The organism is Loigolactobacillus rennini DSM 20253, from assembly GCF_001436505.1.
Classification (GTDB): Bacteria; Bacillota; Bacilli; order Lactobacillales; family Lactobacillaceae; genus Loigolactobacillus; species Loigolactobacillus rennini.
This window is the reverse complement of sequence record NZ_AYYI01000068.1, coordinates 1-17,781: the sequence shown is the minus strand read 5'-3', so window position 1 is coordinate 17,781 and position 17,781 is coordinate 1. Positions and strand designations below refer to the sequence as shown.

Annotated in this window: 22 protein-coding genes; 17 read left to right on the top strand and 5 right to left on the bottom strand. The window is 42.5% G+C overall.

Translation table 11 applies throughout. The annotated features are described in order from the left end of the window. Positions 1-18: 18 nt before the first annotated feature. From FC24_RS08435 to FC24_RS08370, 14 genes are all read left to right on the top strand, one after another. Positions 19-1,032 (top strand): HesA/MoeB/ThiF family protein, encoded by a 1,014-nt coding sequence (locus FC24_RS08435; RefSeq protein ID WP_057874453.1) that lies wholly within the window; start codon positions 19-21, stop codon positions 1,030-1,032. Positions 1,033-1,046: 14 nt separating this feature from the next. Continuing rightward, the gene (locus FC24_RS08430) at positions 1,047-1,514 is read left to right on the top strand and encodes a MogA/MoaB family molybdenum cofactor biosynthesis protein (RefSeq protein WP_057874452.1); all 468 of its coding nucleotides are present in this window, start codon (positions 1,047-1,049) and stop codon (positions 1,512-1,514) included. An 8-nt stretch (positions 1,515-1,522) separates the two neighbouring features. Then, the gene (locus FC24_RS08425; protein WP_057874451.1) at positions 1,523-2,746 is read left to right on the top strand and encodes a molybdopterin molybdotransferase MoeA; all 1,224 of its coding nucleotides are present in this window, start codon (positions 1,523-1,525) and stop codon (positions 2,744-2,746) included. Continuing rightward, on the top strand, positions 2,722-3,219 hold the full coding sequence (mobB, locus tag FC24_RS11780) for a molybdopterin-guanine dinucleotide biosynthesis protein B (RefSeq protein ID WP_057874450.1): 498 nt from the start codon (positions 2,722-2,724) through the stop codon (positions 3,217-3,219). Before FC24_RS08425 ends, mobB begins: the two co-directional genes overlap by 25 nt. After that, positions 3,220-3,702 (top strand): cyclic pyranopterin monophosphate synthase MoaC, encoded by a 483-nt coding sequence (moaC, locus tag FC24_RS11775; RefSeq protein ID WP_057874449.1) that lies wholly within the window; start codon positions 3,220-3,222, stop codon positions 3,700-3,702. Beyond that, positions 3,671-4,255: a molybdenum cofactor guanylyltransferase gene (locus FC24_RS08410; protein ID WP_235807359.1), complete on the top strand. Its 585-nt coding sequence runs from the start codon at positions 3,671-3,673 to the stop codon at positions 4,253-4,255. The genes moaC and FC24_RS08410 overlap by 32 nt, the downstream gene beginning before the upstream one ends. Before the next feature lie 12 nt (positions 4,256-4,267). Continuing rightward, on the top strand, positions 4,268-4,495 hold the full coding sequence (locus FC24_RS08405; protein ID WP_057874447.1) for a hypothetical protein: 228 nt from the start codon (positions 4,268-4,270) through the stop codon (positions 4,493-4,495). A 106-nt stretch (positions 4,496-4,601) separates the two neighbouring features. Continuing rightward, a complete protein-coding gene (locus FC24_RS08400) occupies positions 4,602-5,039 on the top strand; it encodes a GAF domain-containing protein (protein ID WP_057874446.1) in 438 nt (145 codons plus the stop codon). A gap of 214 nt (positions 5,040-5,253) precedes the next feature. Beyond that, complete coding sequence (locus tag FC24_RS08395) at positions 5,254-6,282, top strand: sensor histidine kinase (protein WP_057874445.1); 1,029 nt, start codon at positions 5,254-5,256, stop codon at positions 6,280-6,282. Between the two features lie 90 nt (positions 6,283-6,372). Further along, the gene (locus tag FC24_RS08390; protein WP_057874444.1) at positions 6,373-7,032 is read left to right on the top strand and encodes a response regulator; all 660 of its coding nucleotides are present in this window, start codon (positions 6,373-6,375) and stop codon (positions 7,030-7,032) included. 72 nt (positions 7,033-7,104) lie between these two features. Next, positions 7,105-7,866: a flavodoxin family protein gene (locus tag FC24_RS08385; protein ID WP_057874443.1), complete on the top strand. Its 762-nt coding sequence runs from the start codon at positions 7,105-7,107 to the stop codon at positions 7,864-7,866. A 10-nt stretch (positions 7,867-7,876) separates the two neighbouring features. Continuing rightward, positions 7,877-8,131 (top strand): hypothetical protein, encoded by a 255-nt coding sequence (locus tag FC24_RS08380; protein WP_057874442.1) that lies wholly within the window; start codon positions 7,877-7,879, stop codon positions 8,129-8,131. A 47-nt stretch (positions 8,132-8,178) separates the two neighbouring features. After that, positions 8,179-9,150 (top strand): hypothetical protein, encoded by a 972-nt coding sequence (locus FC24_RS08375; protein ID WP_057874441.1) that lies wholly within the window; start codon positions 8,179-8,181, stop codon positions 9,148-9,150. A 15-nt stretch (positions 9,151-9,165) separates the two neighbouring features. Continuing rightward, a complete protein-coding gene (locus FC24_RS08370) occupies positions 9,166-10,143 on the top strand; it encodes a polyprenyl synthetase family protein (protein WP_057874440.1) in 978 nt (325 codons plus the stop codon). A 116-nt stretch (positions 10,144-10,259) separates the two neighbouring features. On the opposite strand, the gene FC24_RS08365 is transcribed toward FC24_RS08370, so the two are convergent. The 4 genes from FC24_RS08365 to FC24_RS08350 form a co-directional block, all read right to left on the bottom strand. Next, positions 10,260-11,444 (bottom strand): nitrate/nitrite transporter, encoded by a 1,185-nt coding sequence (locus tag FC24_RS08365; RefSeq protein ID WP_057874439.1) that lies wholly within the window; start codon positions 11,442-11,444, stop codon positions 10,260-10,262. A gap of 6 nt (positions 11,445-11,450) precedes the next feature. Beyond that, a complete protein-coding gene (gene moaA, locus FC24_RS08360; RefSeq protein WP_057874438.1) occupies positions 11,451-12,446 on the bottom strand; it encodes a GTP 3',8-cyclase MoaA in 996 nt (331 codons plus the stop codon). Between the two features lie 88 nt (positions 12,447-12,534). After that, positions 12,535-12,780, bottom strand: coding sequence for a MoaD/ThiS family protein (locus FC24_RS08355; protein WP_057874437.1), 246 nt, complete (start codon positions 12,778-12,780; stop codon positions 12,535-12,537). Then, positions 12,780-13,187, bottom strand: a complete 408-nt coding sequence (locus FC24_RS08350; protein ID WP_057874436.1) for a molybdenum cofactor biosynthesis protein MoaE — start codon at positions 13,185-13,187, stop codon at positions 12,780-12,782. The genes FC24_RS08355 and FC24_RS08350 overlap by 1 nt, the downstream gene beginning before the upstream one ends. Before the next feature lie 163 nt (positions 13,188-13,350). Here FC24_RS08350 and FC24_RS08345 point away from each other — a divergent pair, with 163 nt between their 5' ends. Genes FC24_RS08345 through FC24_RS08335 form a run of 3 tightly spaced genes read left to right on the top strand, consistent with a single transcriptional unit; the run spans position 13,351 to position 16,201 of the window. Next, positions 13,351-14,373: a FecCD family ABC transporter permease gene (locus FC24_RS08345; protein ID WP_191980384.1), complete on the top strand. Its 1,023-nt coding sequence runs from the start codon at positions 13,351-13,353 to the stop codon at positions 14,371-14,373. Further along, a complete protein-coding gene (locus FC24_RS08340) occupies positions 14,370-15,173 on the top strand; it encodes an ABC transporter ATP-binding protein (protein WP_057874435.1) in 804 nt (267 codons plus the stop codon). Before FC24_RS08345 ends, FC24_RS08340 begins: the two co-directional genes overlap by 4 nt. Beyond that, on the top strand, positions 15,170-16,201 hold the full coding sequence (locus FC24_RS08335) for an ABC transporter substrate-binding protein (RefSeq protein ID WP_057874434.1): 1,032 nt from the start codon (positions 15,170-15,172) through the stop codon (positions 16,199-16,201). The genes FC24_RS08340 and FC24_RS08335 overlap by 4 nt, the downstream gene beginning before the upstream one ends. A 107-nt stretch (positions 16,202-16,308) precedes the next feature. Here the strand turns inward: FC24_RS08335 and FC24_RS08330 are convergent, their stop codons facing one another. Next, the gene (locus tag FC24_RS08330; RefSeq protein WP_057874433.1) at positions 16,309-16,860 is read right to left on the bottom strand and encodes an RNA 2'-phosphotransferase; all 552 of its coding nucleotides are present in this window, start codon (positions 16,858-16,860) and stop codon (positions 16,309-16,311) included. Between the last annotated feature and the right edge of the window lie 921 nt (positions 16,861-17,781).

Here is a 17,781-nt window from a genome sequence, read left to right as displayed (position 1 = left end):
ATTTCGGAGGAACAACTTATGCAACGTTATGACCGTCAAATTCGCGTGAAACAAATTGGCACCGCTGGCCAAGCCAAAATTAGTGCCAGTACCGTTTTGATTGTCGGTTGTGGGGCTTTAGGCACCTATGCCGCAGAACAGTTGGTCCGTGCTGGTGTTGGTACCTTGTATTTAGTCGATCCTGATACAGTTAGCACAACTAACCTGCAGCGGCAAAGCTTATTTACCGAAGCGGACGCTGAGGCTGCTGCCTTCAAAGTTGAAGCAGCCGCTGCTAAGTTAAAACAGATCAACCACCACGTGAATTTAAAAGTTTTTCCAGTGGAGCTGCGCCCTGAATTGATCGCACAAATGAAACCGCTGACCTTAGCACTAGATTGCAGTGATAACTACAGTGTCCGTGATTTACTGAACCGTTTGGCATTAAATCACCATTTTCCGTTTATCTTAACCGCTTGTGCTGGTGTTTCTGGCCAATTAATGCTGCTAGATCCCCAACAAGGACCTTGCCTAAACTGCCTTTTCCCAGATTTAACCCGTCTAAAGGAACGTGATTGTGATTTATTAGGGGTGGCCACGCCACTGATTCCATTATTGTCAGGCTTACAAATCGCAATGGCACTACGTTACATCGTCACCGGAAAAGCCGCCTTAGACCAGCTCACCACCGTGAATTGCTGGCAACCAACATTACAAACGTTTCAAGTCCATAAGCGGCCCCATTGCCCGATTTGTCAGCATCAGCAAGTTGCCATACCAACAACCGAGTACACTCGATTGCGTCAACTTTGCGGCCGCAATGCTTGGTCCGTTTATTTGCCACGAAAATTATCGTTAGCCGCAGTGACCCAAAGTTTAGCGCAACAGCAATTAGCTTACCGTGCCCGAGAAAATATGGTGCAATTTACTTGGCAACAAGCACCGGTCACTTATTTTAAAACGGGCAAAGTTTACCTGTATGAATTAACTACGAAAAAACAAGCCCAACAGCATTATCAAGCACTGTGGCAACTGCTTAAAATCGCCCGTTAGAAAGAAGGAAGACCATGATCAACGCTGCCATCTTAACCATCAGCGATACACGAACTTTAGATAACGATAAAAGCGGCCAGATCATTGCGACAGCTTTAGCCACTGCCAAAGTTACCGTTAAACAGCGCTTGGTTGTACGCGATGATATCGTCGCCATTCAAAGCGCTTTTTTACAATTAGAACAGGCCAATCCAGATTTAATTATCACCAATGGTGGTACCGGTATCGCCCGACGCGATGTGACGATTCCCGCGCTAAAACCCTTACTACCTGTGATTATTCCCGGTTTTGGCGAGCATTTCCGCCAACTCAGTTTTGCTGAAATCGGCACCCACGCGCTGGCTTCTCGTGCCATCGCCGGTTTTAACGTTCGTCAGCAGCTTTGTTTTGTGCTACCCGGTTCAACTAATGCCTGCCATACCGCAGTTCAGCAACTAATCTTGCCCGAATTAAAACATTTACTCTTTGAGAGAAGGAAGTAGATCAACTTATGTTAATCCGTCGTCATCCCATCACTTTAGAAGAAGCGCAAGCCAAACTAGCGCAATTAGATTTAACGCCTAAAACAGAAACGATTCCAGTAGCTCAAGCAAATCACCGCATATTAGCCCAAGATTTAAAAGCAGCCTATGATTATCCGAATTTCCGCCGCTCCGGTTATGATGGGTACGCACTCCGGGCTGCAGACGACCACGATTTTCCTAAAATCTTTCATGTCGTGGGCGAAATTCAAGCCGGTGCAACTTTTGACCGCTCATTAGGTGAAAATGAAGTGGTCCGTATCATGACTGGTGCGTTTGTTCCAGACGATGCTGCTAAAGTGATTATGCTCGAACAAACACGGGAAGTCCCTGATCATCCCGAACAAATTAAAATTATGACCACCCAGAAAAAAGATAACATCACCCCTGCTGGATCAGAATTTAAAGCTGGTGATTTATTGATCGCCGCTGGTAGTGAATTAAATCCTGGTGGTCTCAGTTTAATCAGCGCTTTTGGCCAAACCAGCGTCACAGTTTATGCTAAACCAAAGGTTGCCATCATCACTACTGGAACAGAATTGCTCCAACCAGGTGCTAAGCCACAGCCTGGAAAAATTTTTAACAGTAACGGCCCTTTAATTGCTAATTTAGTGGCTGAAAATGGTGGCGAAGTGACTGAAAGCATTCAAATTGCTGATGATTATCAACTATTACAAACCAATCTTAAGCGACTGCAGGCAACAAACGACATTGTCATCACGGACGGCGGCGTATCCGTTGGCGATTTTGATTACTTAGCTACTGCTGCTCGTGAAGCTGATCAATTGATCTTCAATAAATTAAAAATGCGCCCTGGTAGTGTCACCACTGCCTTTATTGACCACAACACCTTGATTATGGCCTTATCTGGTAATCCAGGTGCCTGTTACACTGGCTTTTATTTATTTGTCGAACCTGTTTTAAGCCGTTTGCAAGGCCGCGCTTCCCAGTGCCAAAAAGTCACGGCAACATTGAGCCGCTTCTATCCAAAAACAAACGGTTATGACAAAGTTTTACGCGGGACTTATCAGTTTAAAGCTGGTGACTACCAAGTCCAATTAAACGGCAGTGATGTTTCTGGCGCACTAGGCAATCTACAATCTACCACTTGTTTATTCAAGATTCCGCACAGCCACGAACCGTTACCGCTATACAGTCAGGTGGAAACATGGTTACTCCCTTACAAATCATAGGCCACAAAAATAGTGGCAAAACCACCGTCATTGAAGATTTTCTAACGTTACTTAAACAGCAACAACAAAGTGTTTGCGTACTCAAACATGATCCGCACCAAGCCCAAATGGATCAACCGGGCACCGACACTGCCAAATTTGCCACTGCCGGCGCACAAACCGCAGTCCTGGTCACCAATCAAGCTGTGATGAGTCACCAGAAAGCGCCACAAGTACCGCAAGCTAAAACACTAGTACAAACTTACGCTAAACCAGGACAATTTTGCCTATTAGAAGGTTTTAAAACTGCACCCTATCCGAAAGTGGTGTTATTAAGACCCGGCGAAACGGCAGCTGTTTTTGCTGGTATCAAGCAGATCATCGCTTTTACCAGCCTTTATCCGCAAGCTGTTCCGCAAAACTGCATTGATTTTAGTACAACGTTAAAGCGGCAAGTTTGGCTGCAGCGTTATCTTAAGAAAGAAGGTTTTTAAATGGCTGAATTGACACATTTTAATGACCAGCAACGGGCTAAAATGGTCGATGTTACCAGTAAAGCCGTGACCGCTCGCGTAGCCAAAGCGACAGGTCAAATCAAAATGCACCCGGAAACATTAGCGCGCATCCATGCTGGCACTATGAAAAAAGGTGACGTTTTGGCCGTTGCCCAGGTTGCCGGAATTATGGCTGCTAAACAAACTAGCAATTTAATTCCAATGTGCCATTTAATTCCGTTAACTGGCGTTGATATTTATTTTAGCGATAACCAGCAAGATACCATCACGGCAGTAGTTACAGTGAAAACCAAACACGTCACGGGTGTAGAAATTGAAGCTTTAAATGCCTGTCAAATCAGTTTATTAACCATTTACGACATGTGTAAAGCAATTGACCGTGGGATGTTGATCGACCAAGTTCATTTAGTTGAAAAAAGCGGTGGTAAAAGTGGGCACTTTGTTTACCAAGATGAAACCTGATGGCATCATTTTAGTCGGTGGTCGTTCTCGCCGCTTTGGTCAAGATAAAGCGTTGTTTGTCATGCCTGGACAAACCCAAACAAACGTTGAATTAATGGTGGCTAAATTACAGCCATTTACTAACCGCATCTGGCTAGCAGCCAATAGCATTAATGGCCCTAAACTACAAACCTTATTTCAACAAAACCCACAGATTAAAGTTTGCCTTGACCCGGCAGCATATCCAGACTACGGCCCATTAGCCGGTTTGTACGCAGTCACAGCCAAGCAGCCACAACGACAAGACTATTTAATGGTCGCAACTGATTATCCCTACTTAACCACAACACTTTTAAAAAAATTAGCCCAACAGCCGCAAAGTTTTATTCAAACTCCGGAACACACTCACTATACGCTAGCGCACTTTACAACAACACACGCCCCGTTGGCTAAGCTGCTCAAGCAAAGACAACACCATCTAAAGGCATTCATTGTAGCCAGCGCAGGTTGCCAACCATTGCAAGTGCCCACTAGCCCAGCCTTACGTAATTTAAATTACCGTCAATCTTTATGAGGAAGTGATGCCATGTTAGAACAAAGTGACATGACGACAGCAGATTTTCAAAAATTACTTAAAATCGCGTTGATGGACCTACGTATCCGCCGCACTTTACTAGAAAACGAAATTGCAGACCAGCGCGCTGCACTACGCACCTTAGAGCAAAGCGAAGCCATTGACCGACTGGAACAACAGATCCAACCTTTGCGGCAAGATTATGCTCATTATGAACAATTTTTGAAAGATAAGAATTAACTTTATTTATATTTTTGATGTAGTTTTTAAAACATTTTTGTTGTAAAAAGCAATTTCAAGCGTTTCATTTGACTGAATTATGCTATAATTAGAGAGGAGTGGCACGATGCGTAACGGAAACCTTGCCCAAGACAACCTTTATCATCATCTGGTGCAGACCGTTTACCAACAAGAACCATTTGAATTTGTTGGGGTTGCCTTGCAAGAGACAACCAGCTGGCGTAAAATCCGTTGGCGCTTTGCGGCCGGTAATACTAACCAGCGTTTCCGCAAAATCGTTTTACGCAGTGGGATCGGAATTGCTGGGTTGGTGATCCGCACCGGCGAGCCATTCATTGAAAATGATTTGGCCCACCACCATTATGCAGGCGATACTTACCAGCCCATCACCTTGGTTGAACATCTGACCAGCGCAGTGGCTGTCCCCATCTTTGACGCAGATCAGTTAATTATCGGTGTTTTACTGGCCGGTTACCGACACCACCAACCGGTTACCGTCCACTCTGGTCACGTGTTACAGAAATACTTACAGCACTGCCAGTAAGCACTATCTAAAGTGAGGAACAAACAAACGTTGTGGCCTGATTATTTTTGGCACAGCGTTTTTTTATTGGCTACATGTTGAATCATTATTTTGGCAATCGAATTATTTTGACTTGTGCTGAGCCATAAAACTAGGTATGGTGTAAGTGTACCTGATTTGAAAGCGCTTTTTAGCGTTAGATAACATTAAACTGTTCAGTTTTGAGGTGAAAAAAATGTTAGAAGCTGTCAGTTGGGTAGAAAAAAATTTTAATGAAGCGCCTGATGCGATCTTCATTTTTCGCGATGACCAGTTATTAATCAGCAACCATGCGGCACATGCGCTGCAAGCTGACTATGGACTGCGTCCCGCTTATATCATTAAATTAATGCAAAACGTCGTCAAACAGCGGCAATCACAAACTGATGATTGCTTTAACTGTACAGTATTAGATCAAGCTAAAACGGTGATTCCGTTTAATTTACCGGTAAAAGGTGGACAACCCCTTGCCTTTTCTTTAGTCTATACAGATTTGGATCACGAACAACACGTTTATTCGCTGACTTTAAAAAGCAATGACTTGCTTCAGCGCATGGACCAATTAGCGCAGCAGCGAAAATTAGTGCAGTACGTGAACCGAGCACACGAAAATGAGCGGAAACGGCTGTCACAAGACTTACACGATAGTATTGCACAAGGTGTCTATTCTTCAATTATGGGCATCCGCCATTTGGAAACCGCTGCTGCTAAGGCGGATACAGCTGCATTTGATCACCAAACCAAGCTAATCGAAAATCAGCTTTATGCGACTTTACGTGATATTAAAGGAATGGCTTTGGATATCCGCCCAGCAGTTTTAGATAGTTTTGGGCTCTCAGCGGCTTTAAAAGCATTAGCCAAGCGGTTGGAGGAAAACTCAGGTATCGGCATCACGGTTCTCACTCACGACACCGACCAGTTAAAACTTTCCGAAGATGTCCAAACAGTGTTGTACCGGATTGCCCAAGAAGCAATTACTAATGCGATCAAACACGCTCAAGCTAACGAAATTAATTTATTGTTAGTGGCCCACGAGCACGAAATTAGTCTAGAAATCATTGATGATGGGACTGGTTTTGATGTCAACCAACACGTCAGTTTTAACGGCCATTCACTAGGACTTTTAAATATGAATGAACGGGTTAAATCTTTGCACGGGACTTTCCAAATTAAATCCACAGTGGGCAGTGGCACCCGGGTAACCGCGACTTTTCCAGTGGCTTAATGGTGACCGCAACATTAAAACAAACAGTAACAACCTCATTTTCATCACTAGAGGTTGCGCTGACTTAATTATGGAACAGGAGGACCGCTTATGTATAAAGTTTTAATTGCCGATGATCATGCCATCGTGCGCAGCGGCCTGTCATTTCTCATCAACCAGCAGCCAAATTTCGAAGTGGTCGCTCAAGCCGCTAACGGTAACGAAGCCTATTTTGAAGTTGAACGCGCAGCGGCCGATTTAATTGTTTTAGATCTCAATATGCCTCCTGGTGAAAGTGGTTTAATGACCACCAAACGTATCCACGACCGCTTTCCTAAAGTGGGAATCGTCATTTTGTCGATGCACGAAGAACAGGATTACATTGATAAAGCCATGCAAAATGGCGCGGATTCTTATGTTCTAAAAAGTTCTTCCGATACAGAATTACTAAACGCACTCAAAGCGGTGGCTAATCACCAAACTTATGTTGACCAAAACATCATTTTAACTAAAAATGACGTTGCTGAAATCAATTCAAAAGATAACGATGTCAATGTTAAAATTAAAGGGTATGCAGATTTATCAAACCGAGAACGGGAGGTTTTACCGCTGATTGCTTTAGGCTATTCCAATAAAGAAATTGCCAAAAAACTTTTCATTTCAATCAAAACCGTTGAAGCGCATAAGGCCAGCATCAACCGTAAATTAGGCTTTAAAAACCGAGTGGATTTAGTGCATTATGCGTTGCACAACGGCTTAATTGATTTTTAATTATCACTCATCATTAATTAATGCCACATCCCATGACAAGTTAATGAGTTAGAAAAGGGGCTAAGCTTTGCCATGAAAGTTTTAGGAATTTTAGGGGCACACCGAAAGGATGGCATTACTGCCCAATATTTAGCTGCTGTTGTTAAAGGATTACCAGAATCTGTTTCCTACCAGCAACTTGATTTAGCAGATTATACGATTACCCCAGATACGGGGCAGCCAAATCCAACATTAGATCACTTGGAACAGTTGTTGCAGGAAAATGATTTTTGGATTATCGCGGCACCCACTTATTGGGGTGGTCTATCTGGTATTACTAAAAACTTTTTTGATTGTATGCGGCCGCGGATGGTTCGAATGACCAAAGCCGGTGACACGCTACCGACACAATTTAAACATAAACATTATTTAACCATCACCACTTGTTACCTTTCCAGTTTAGAAAATTTCTTTGTCGGTATCACCGACGGCACTTTCCGGACAGTCGACCGTGTTTTAACTGGTGCTGGTTTGATTAAAGTAACGGAAATTGTGGGCAGTAATACTTGGCGGGAACACCAGCCAAACCCCAAAAAATTGGCACAGTGCCAACGTTGGGGCCGTAAAATCGCCCAAAAACCAAAAAAGGATGACGATACAGTGAAACGCTATTTACTATTATTTGGTATGATCGCCGTGATGGCTTTAGTCACCATGGGTATACAACAATTATTGTTCGGTGTTTTTATCAAAGGACAATTCTGGTTGACCTACATTACTTTTGTCGTTATTTTTTACGTCTTACTAGCCTGCCTCTTACACTTCTTCACGTTTGTTCGGCACCGGCGCCGTTAGGAGGTTGCAGATGGCACATAATGTTAGTTTAACCCAAGCATTGCAAGGTCTTTTAAATGACGTCGCACAGCATCATTTCCACGAAGCACGGCAAATCAACCCAGATTCCATGTTTTACCAAACTGTACAGTACGCCATCAAAAAAGAGCTGTTAACTGCAGTAACCATCGAAGATCCACAGGGAAAAGCCATGGCGGGCGTTGATTTACGTGCAGCCCAATTCACTTCGGGCGGAAAAAAGTTTCTAGCAACACATTCAGCTTAATTGATTGTCTTTAAGCTAAGTAAATTTATCATTAAAGGATTGAGCCAATGACCGATTTAAACGCACAATACGATAACCAACCAATTTACACTTCCGCTTTTTATGCTGATCCAGAGTCCCCGTTACAAAACCGTTCGACTTTACTTTCAACGTTAAAAGCTTTTACAAAAAATGAAAGTGCCACAACGCCATTTGCTTTACAGATTATGGCTACCAATGCGGAACTTACCATTGCCCCATTAGGGTTATTGAACTTAGACGAATTAAAAACCTATACTGCAAAGCAACGGCACACCTACGGATTAAACGCACCAGAAACCACTGAATTGCCTTTAGTAGTTCAATACGAACCCCACACTGAAAATGCTAAAGTTAGTCGACAACTCGTGACGACTTGTGAGGCCTTATTCCGTGATTTTAATCCTGCTTTTGAAAAAATTTGGCAGCAAGTCAATGCAGACTTAGCCAAAAATCAGCAATTACTCGAGCACATGGTAGCTGATTTAATCACCGATAGTCAAAAAATTGCGCCTAAATTTTCTACCCATTTAAAAGCACTCACTGTTGAAAAGCGTAAAGAAACCTTAGGCTTCGACTTACCTGATAACCAACTGGCACAATTCAGTCGTTATTTAGCGGATAACCAAGAAGTTAAAGCCATCATCGCTTCTGGCGCTGGCTTTGCCAGTCATGAAATCGTTGGTAAACAATTATTTGCCCAAGCCATGAACGATCAAATTTTACGCAATACCTTTTTTTGGGACTTAGACAACACATTTCACGAAATTTTTTACTATTATTTACGTAAATATGGGACAAATAAGGTAAAATTGAGTAAGCGACTCAATCACATTAAGCCGCGGTTATTAACCAAAATGCGTCAAACTGCTTGGCAACAAGCCAACAACCTGACTAAACAAACCAAAACCCCGCCGCAAGCATTGGAAAAACTTTTCACCACTGTCTTCGTGCCTGTGGCTGAGCAATTAACTGCGGAAATCGCTAAATTTAATCATTAGAACAAGAGGTAGCCTATGACGCTTCATATTTGGGATGACTTCCCCCGCATTCAACAAAAATTAATGCCGCTGACACCATATTTACTGCAAGCGGCAAAAATCAAGCAGCCCGCTGTCAATCAACGTGTACAAGCCTTGATTCAAAATGGGGGTAAACTAGTCCGCGCCGGGCTATTTTATCTTTTTAGTGAATTTGGTTCCCAGTCTGATCCAAAACGGTTACGGGCTGGTGCTGCCGCAATTGAATTGTTGCATTTAGCCACATTAATTCACGATGATGTGATCGATCAAGCCACACAGCGGCGGCACACCGCGACGGTGCAAACGGCTGTTGGTAACCGCAACGCTGTTTATGGCGGTGATTTGCTATTCACACTTTATTTCGATCAATTGCTTAAGGCGGCAGAGAGTTTTCAGGATCTCCACACCAATGTTAATGCCATGCACGGCATCTTATCCGGCGAATTGGCACAATACAATTTAAATTACCGCATGGACGAAACCGTTGCCGAATACCTAGAAGAAATCGAAGGGAAAACGGCCAAATTATTTGCACTAGCTTGCGGACAAGGCGCCAAATTAGCCCACGCTGATCCCATCATCGTGGAAACCGGCGAACAGATTGGCCGCTCACTGGGGTTAGCGTACCAAATTTTAGATGACATTTTGGATTACACCGGGTCAGCGGACACCATCCGCAAACCCATTTTACAAGACATCCAAAACGGCATTTACACCTTACCCCTTTTATTTGCAATCGAGGCGCACCCGCAGACCACCCGTTCGTATTTAAGCAAACGTAAACAACTAACCGCCCATGAACTACAGGAGCTACGCCAATTAGTCATCGCAAGTGGCGGCGTCAAGCGCGCGCAGACCATGGCCAATGAATTTACTGATCAAGCATTATTAGATATTCACGCACTTCCAGCTTCACAAACCCGTCAAGATCTTGAAACACTCACTAAGCGGTTATTACGGCGACAAAAATAGCCAAAGAAAAACTAAGCTCAATTAAAAAACGCGCAGCGTCAACTTGTTGTTTCCAGCTAATTGGAAAACAAACTGTCTGATGCCGCGCGTTTTCTATTTAAAATAGCTTGCTTAGTTTATTGCACAATGTGGGTCTCACCACTAATATATTTACGCCGTAAAATTAACCAACAAATAATTGCAAACAAGGCTAACAACCAAAAGCCCCACATGTAACTACCCGTAAGCTGTTTAATGTTTCCGATTACAATCGGCGGGAAGTAGCCGCCTAAGCCCCCAATCGCACCGACAAAACCAGTAACGGCCCCTGTATTACCTTTTGAAACGTATGGTACCATTTTAAAGATAATACCGTTGCCTAAACCCGCGATCAAGCCGATTAGAACCAAACCAGTGACAAATAGTGCCTGCCCATTTAACGTAAAGCTCATCTCTAAAGCAAAGATACCAATGCCTAATAAAACCCATTGTAAAAGCTGCATCGGCCGTAAATGGTCAGACAAAACGCCCCCAACAGGCCGGACAAACGTACACATGGCGCCAAATGCTGCGGCCCATAAACCGGCAGTCACTGGGTTCATTTGAAAAAGACCGTCTAATAAAGTTGGCGTTAAATTACTAAATGACATAAATAAACCAAACGTTAACGCATAAAATAATGATAAATACCAAGTATTAGCATCTTTGGCGACAGATAGCGACTCTTTTAACGTCTTGGATTTATCCAATGGCATTTCTTTACATAAAAGCGCAAACAAAACAATCAAAACTATCAACATGCCGATTAATACGTTATAAACCATGCTGAAGTCCCATTTAGCCGCAATCTGAGGCAGCGTTAGTGCTGAAACCGCATTGCCAATGTTCCCTAAACTGGCAATGCCTAACACTAAACCTTGCTGCTGAGGTGGAAACCAAACCGAAACGTACGAAATTCCCACGGCAAAAGACGTCCCACTCATCCCTAACAATAGTGCAACGAACAACAGCATCCCAAACGAATGCACCCGCGGGACTAAAAATAGTGGAATCAAGACAAATAGCATCAAAATGATGTACACCTTTTTCCCACCATAACGGTCACTGAGAATCCCCACTGGAATCCGCATAATCGACCCTAACAAAACTGGTGTGGCCAGTAACAAAGTCCGTTGTGACACGGATAAAGAAAACATATGCGCAATTTGTGCCGCTAACGGCGCAAAACTCGACCAAGCCATAAAACAACCCATCATTGCCAAAGTGCCCATGACTAAAGCCATGATGGCATTAAACCGCCCACTTACTTCTTTTTTTGCCATTCTAATTTAACCTCCAATTTGACTCATATGCCGCCAAGTTGGCGCCTTATACTCCACCTTATCCACGTCAGTCAATGCCATCCGGTGATCCAATGGTTTATTATCCAATGCCCGCTGCACTAAGCGGCGAAATTCAACTTTGTCCGGAATTGCCGCGCGGATATTAATTTCTTCATCCCAATATAAACAAGCTTTAATGTAGCCATCTGGCGTGATCCGCAAACGGTTACAAGTTTCACAAAACTTACCACTAATCGGATGAATCAACCCAAAACTGCCCAGTGCACCTTTAATTCGATAGTTTTCAGATGGCCCATTACCAGGTAATTGGATCGGTTGGTAGTCAATTTGATTTTCTTCACAAATATCAAAGACATTCTTTAATCCAACATATTCTTTCTTCCAAGTTGCTTCGGAATTTCCGATCGGCATAAATTCAATGAAACGCACATTAACCCGGTGATCCCGTGTATAATTCAAGAATTTCAGTAGCTCATCATCGTTTTGTCCTTTGATAACAACCACATTCAACTTCACAACATAACCTAATTCACTGGCGATTTTAATTCCCTTGAGCACTTGTTTAATGTTGCCGCCACGGGTAATTTTTTTATAACGTGCCGGATCAAAAGTATCTAAGCTGATGTTAAGCCGTTGCAACCCTGCTTCTTTTAATGCCGCTGCTTTCCGTGGCAGGTACAAACCGTTAGTAGTTGCCGAAATGTCAGTGATGCCAGGAATCGCGTGCACCCGGCGAACAATATCAACTACATCCCGACGCAATAACGGTTCACCACCAGTAAACCGGACTTTAGAAACACCCATTTCTGCAAAATTTTGCACTAACTGAACAATTTCATCTTGGGATAACACCCGATCAGTTGGGAAAAACGGTAACCCTTCCTCCGGCATACAATAGACACATCGTAACGGGCAACGATCCGTAATGGAAATCCGAACATAATTATGTAAACGATCGTAACGATCATATAAAGGTTCCATAAAAATTCCTCCTACAAAGCAGCAAGTAACAAGCACCTGCTACCCGTTTAAAATCGTGTTAAGGGACACGCTCTAATTCATTCAAGGTTTAACCGCCGCTAACCGGTGGAATTAAAGCAACTTCGCGCACTTCTTCTGGCTGAAAACTTTCATCAGTAACAAAAGTTTGGTTGACAGCGACTAAACAATCAGTTAAAACAGGCGTTGTCTGGGGAAACTTTTTCGCCATTGCCTGTTTGACAGTTGCTGCTGTAATCGGCGTTTTAAGTGGGAGTTGCACCTCATTTTGTGCAACTTGTTCAGCTAATACTGCAAATAATTTAACGGTAAACATTATTTAGGCCCTCCCCAGCGCACTTTATCAGTATCAAACTCTTTTTTCCAAATCGGAACGCGTTCCTTAACGGTATTGATTAAATATTCACACCAATCGAATGCTTCTGCGCGGTGTGCGGCGGCCACACCAACAAAAACGGCCTCATCTGCCAACGCTAAATGGCCCACGCGGTGAACAATCACTACATTAGCGCCTTTTGCTTCAACTTCAGCTGCCAATTTAGTCATTTCTTTGACAGCCATTTCCGTGTACGCAGTGTATTCGATTGCCGTGGTTTCAACTTGGGCTGTCCATTGGCGTACAGTGCCAATAAAGGTGACGATCCCACCAAATTGCGGATCAACTAATTTATTGTATAAAGCTTGAACATCTAGCGGCTGCGTTGCAATAGCGACATAATGCACGACGTGGTCCCTCACTTTAACATTCCGGTTGAATGTGTAAATTTTATCATTTAGACAATTCTAGTATGACAGACGTTTTGGGAATTGATAATTAGTCAATTCCCTAATAAGCGTGAAACATTCCACATGCTATAATGAAGAAAGCGTTTAGAAGGTGGTGAGCATGATTCTCAAAAAACCGCGATTTTCTTACCGGCAATTTTTAATTGGCAGTGGCCTACTGTTATTGATTGTCATGTTTGGTGCGCTAAGTGTCGGTCGTTATCCTTTATCATTTACGACCATCAGTCACTTTTTTCTTCACCCATTGCAATTAGCACCAGCAGTTGCTGCTACCGATCAACAGATTTTACTTGAATTGCGCTTACCCCGGATTTTAGCAGCCGCCATTATCGGTGCTGCTTTAGCGATCTCTGGAACCGCCTTTCAAGCTATTTTTCACAACCCACTGGTATCACCAGATTTATTGGGGGTTTCAAATGGCGCTGCAGCCGGAGCCGCTTTAGCCATTATCTTAGGCTACCAAGCTGCAGGAATCCAGATTAGCGCCTTTGCTGGTGGTCTATTGGCGGTTTTGGCAGCTGTCAGCATTCAGCACTTTCTAAACAGTCGGGGGAGTTTGACTTTAGTTTTAGCTGGGATCATCATTAGTGGCTTCATGCAAGCGGTGATCGGTTTGCTCAAATACGTAGCCGATCCTGAGCAACAACTGCCCAGCATCACTTATTGGCAATTGGGCAGTTTGGAAAAAGTTACATTAAGCAATCTTGGCCTCAACGTGCCCACTTTGCTATTGGCTGGCATTGTGTTATTGGCTTTTCGTTGGCGTCTAAATTTACTCAGTCTCAATCAATTAGAAGCCACCACATTGGGCGCAAATTTAAAACTGGAACAAGGCATTATCATTTTATGTGCTACCGTACTAACAGCCAGTGCAGTTTGCTTAAGTGGTACCATCGGTTGGATCGGTTTAGTGGTTCCCCATGCGGCAAGGCTGGTGATTGGTCAAAACAACGCTAAAGCTTTACCTTTAGCCGGCATTTTTGGCGCTATTTTTCTACTACTTTTAGACAGTCTTGCCCGCAGTCTTAGCGCCGGTGAAATTCCATTAGGGATCTTAACTGGTTTTATCGGTACACCTTTATTTGTTTGGTTATTATTAAAGAAACGAGTGACCTTTGTATGACCCAGCTGATCGCGACAGATCTTAGTTTTCATTACGCCGATACCCAGTCATTATTTACTGGCATTAATTTTCAGCTACACAGCGGGCAAATCCATTGCATCTTAGGCCCAAATGGTGTGGGCAAATCGACATTACTCAATTGTTTAGCCGGTGTTTACCGGCCAACTGCCGGTACAGTCACGTTAAATGGCCACTCATTACGGCGTTTATCACCAGCTCAACGATCTCGTAAAATCGCCTACGTCCCGCAAATGAGCAGCGAACGAACACCGGTTACTTTTAGTTTGCGTGATTATGTCCTATTAGGACGGGCACCACATTTAAGTTTACTGGCTGCTCCCACCGCTAAAGATCGCTCCCGCGCAGAAGCACTACTCGCTCGGTTTAATTTAAGCAGCTGTGCACAGCAAAGTTATGCTGCCGTCAGTGGTGGTCAACAACAACTAGCCAGCATTGTCCGGGCATTATTGCAAGAACCAGAGCTAATCATCTTTGATGAGCCGACTTCTGCTTTAGATGTGGCCAACCAAGTCCGCGTTTTAAAATTAATTCAAAAATTAGCGCAGACTGGCTATGGCATTGTTTTAACTACCCATGACCCGAACCAAGCCCTATTATTAAACGACCAAGTCAGTACCTTGGCCCAAAATGGGCAGTGGCAAAGCGGGCCTGCTGCTAAGATTTTAACGAGTTCTCATTTAAGTGATGTCTACCAACTACCTTTAAACGTCGTCACCCTCCCTGCGACGCAGCAAAAAACCTGCATTGTTGATCAAACTGTTTTTAGGAGGTTCTCATGAAATTCTGGAAAAAATGTACCTTATTATTCGGTCTGCTTTTTGCAGTCGTCTTAGTGTCAACCCCAATTCAAGCAGCTAGTACACGTAACGTTAAGGATTTAAGTGGCAAAACCGTTAAAATCTCTAAAAAAGTCAACCGGGTTGCCGATTTATGGCACGCTAACAACCAAGTGGTACTCCTTTTAAACGGCCAAAAAAAGTTGGTTGCTACAACGGATACCGTGAAAAGTTTTCCGTGGTTCAGCACCGTTTATCCCGGCATCAAAGCTGTCACTGCACCATTGAGCGGCAATGATATCCAAACAGAAGAATTATTAAAATTAAAACCGGATGTGGTGTTAACTGCTGATAAAAATCAAGCAGAACAGGCTACTAAAGTAGGCATTCCCGCTGTTAATTTAATGTACCAAGATTTTGCCGGCTTAAAGCGCTCAGTTAAAACCACGGCTAAGGTTTTAGGCGGCAACTCCCCTAAAATTGCCAACCAGTACGTGAAAGAATTAAATGGCAACATTAAATACGTTAAACAACATTTGGATGAAAATACGAAAAAAACGCGAGTGTTGCACATTGTCAACGACCAAGATCTATTAAAAGTAGATGGCCGCGACACCATCGTGGATGAGTGGATTAAATTAAGCGGCGGCAAAAACGCGTTAAAAGTTAAAGGCAATATGCGGGCTGTTACTGCAGAACAAATTATTAAGGCCAACCCACAAGTCATTATCATTGGCAATACCACCAGCAAAAAGGCCTTGAAAACACTGTGCCACGATTCCCGCTTTGCTAAACTAAAAGCCGTTAAAGCCGGTCGGGTCTATGGCAATCCACAAGGTACTTTTGCTTGGGATCGCTACAGTGCTGAAGAAGCCCTCCAAGTCCTGTGGGCTGCTAAAAAGTTACACCCGAACAAATTTAAACAACTGAACTTAACCAAAAAAACCCAACAATTCTATGATAAGTATTACCACTACGACTTATCTAAGACAGAAGCTAAACGGATGCTAGCCGGAGAAGAGCCAAAATAAAACATGCTGGTAAAAGCGGGTAAGTGTTAAGCATTATACTAAAGTCAACGGCACGTTATTCATCAATGAATAACGTGCCGTTTGCTATGCGCCAATAACGGAGCCGGTCAGGCTTTCACTTGTAAATACTGCGGCGGTACTTCGGAACACAACCAAACTTGATCATTGCCCACAAAAAATTGAATTCCAGCCGCTTGGGCTTTTTCAGTTGCAATAGTTAAAATAACTGGCTGCGAATCCCGCCGCAAACCAACTTGTTTCGCCGTCGCAACATCCGTAGATAAATGGACGTATTGCCGGCTCATGGGCAGTAACCCTTCCCGCTTAATGCTAGCTAAAAAACGCCGCGCAGTACCATGATACAAAATAGCTGGTGGCACTGCAGCGCGCCGTTTAATGATACCAGGAATGGAATGACCATAAAGCGCGCAGATTTTACCATTTCTAATTTCAAAGCGCTGTTTATCCGACTGCGCAATCACTTTTTCCAAATCAGCTAACTTTAATCGGGGCGTAAAATGGTGCATCCGATTGAGGGCTTGCAAGAATTGGGCAACATCTGTATAGCCATATTCATCCAGCGTAAGCCCATATTTTTCGGGATTGTGCCGCAATGCATAAGACATTTTTTTACTGATGAAAGTTAAACTGCGCTTCATTTTAGAACTCCTTTAATTATTTAGGCGACACCAATTATTATAGTCCAGAATCTAACTATTAATAGCACTCTAAAACAATCTGATTAACTACACTTCCTAAATACTGACGAAAAATTTTGGTTAAGTTTTACTCTTAAACTAGTGCAACCGAGATGGTTAAAGTGAATTTTTCAATTTTGTCGACGTACTTACTTTTATATTTCCCTTGTCAAATACAAATATCATTGATTATCTCTTAGTCAACAATTTAATTAGCTAATCAAAAGTTGATAGTATTTCTATTGCATACCAGTAGTTTAAGCAGTCATCCATTTCACGCAAATCATTGTCTTTAATAAATTAGAAAAAACTAATTAACGTAACTCATAAATAAATATTTTTATAATCATAATTTAATTATATTCCAAAAAATGCTGATATTAAGCATAAAATAAATTAAAAAAAGTATATAATTAATTAGAAACAAATGATATAATGAAATTCAGAAAAAGGGGGCCTAATATATAGACGAAAATTAAGCTAAACATTTTATCGAAGAACAAATTAATTGCTTATTGTTTTAGCTTATCTAATTCAATTGAAAGAGATGATCAACTATGAAATTATTAGTACAGGTTAAATTATCCTCCAAAGTGCGTGAACGAGTCATTAGCTATATGCAAAATAATTAACAGTTAGATAAAGACGGGGAAAACCCGTCTTTATCTATATAGTATTAGTTCAATTGCTTTTAAAAAATTAGCTGAATCCATTAATAACAAAATGATTTTAAAACATATCGATGAATTACTGGGACCAATGAATATATCTTTTACTAATATAGCAAAGTGCATTTTACTAAAAAAAGCGAAATACTTGTTTAGCGAGTGAAGTGAACCCTTAAAATTGGACAACTTTATTAAGCTGCTTTCTGGGCGGTAA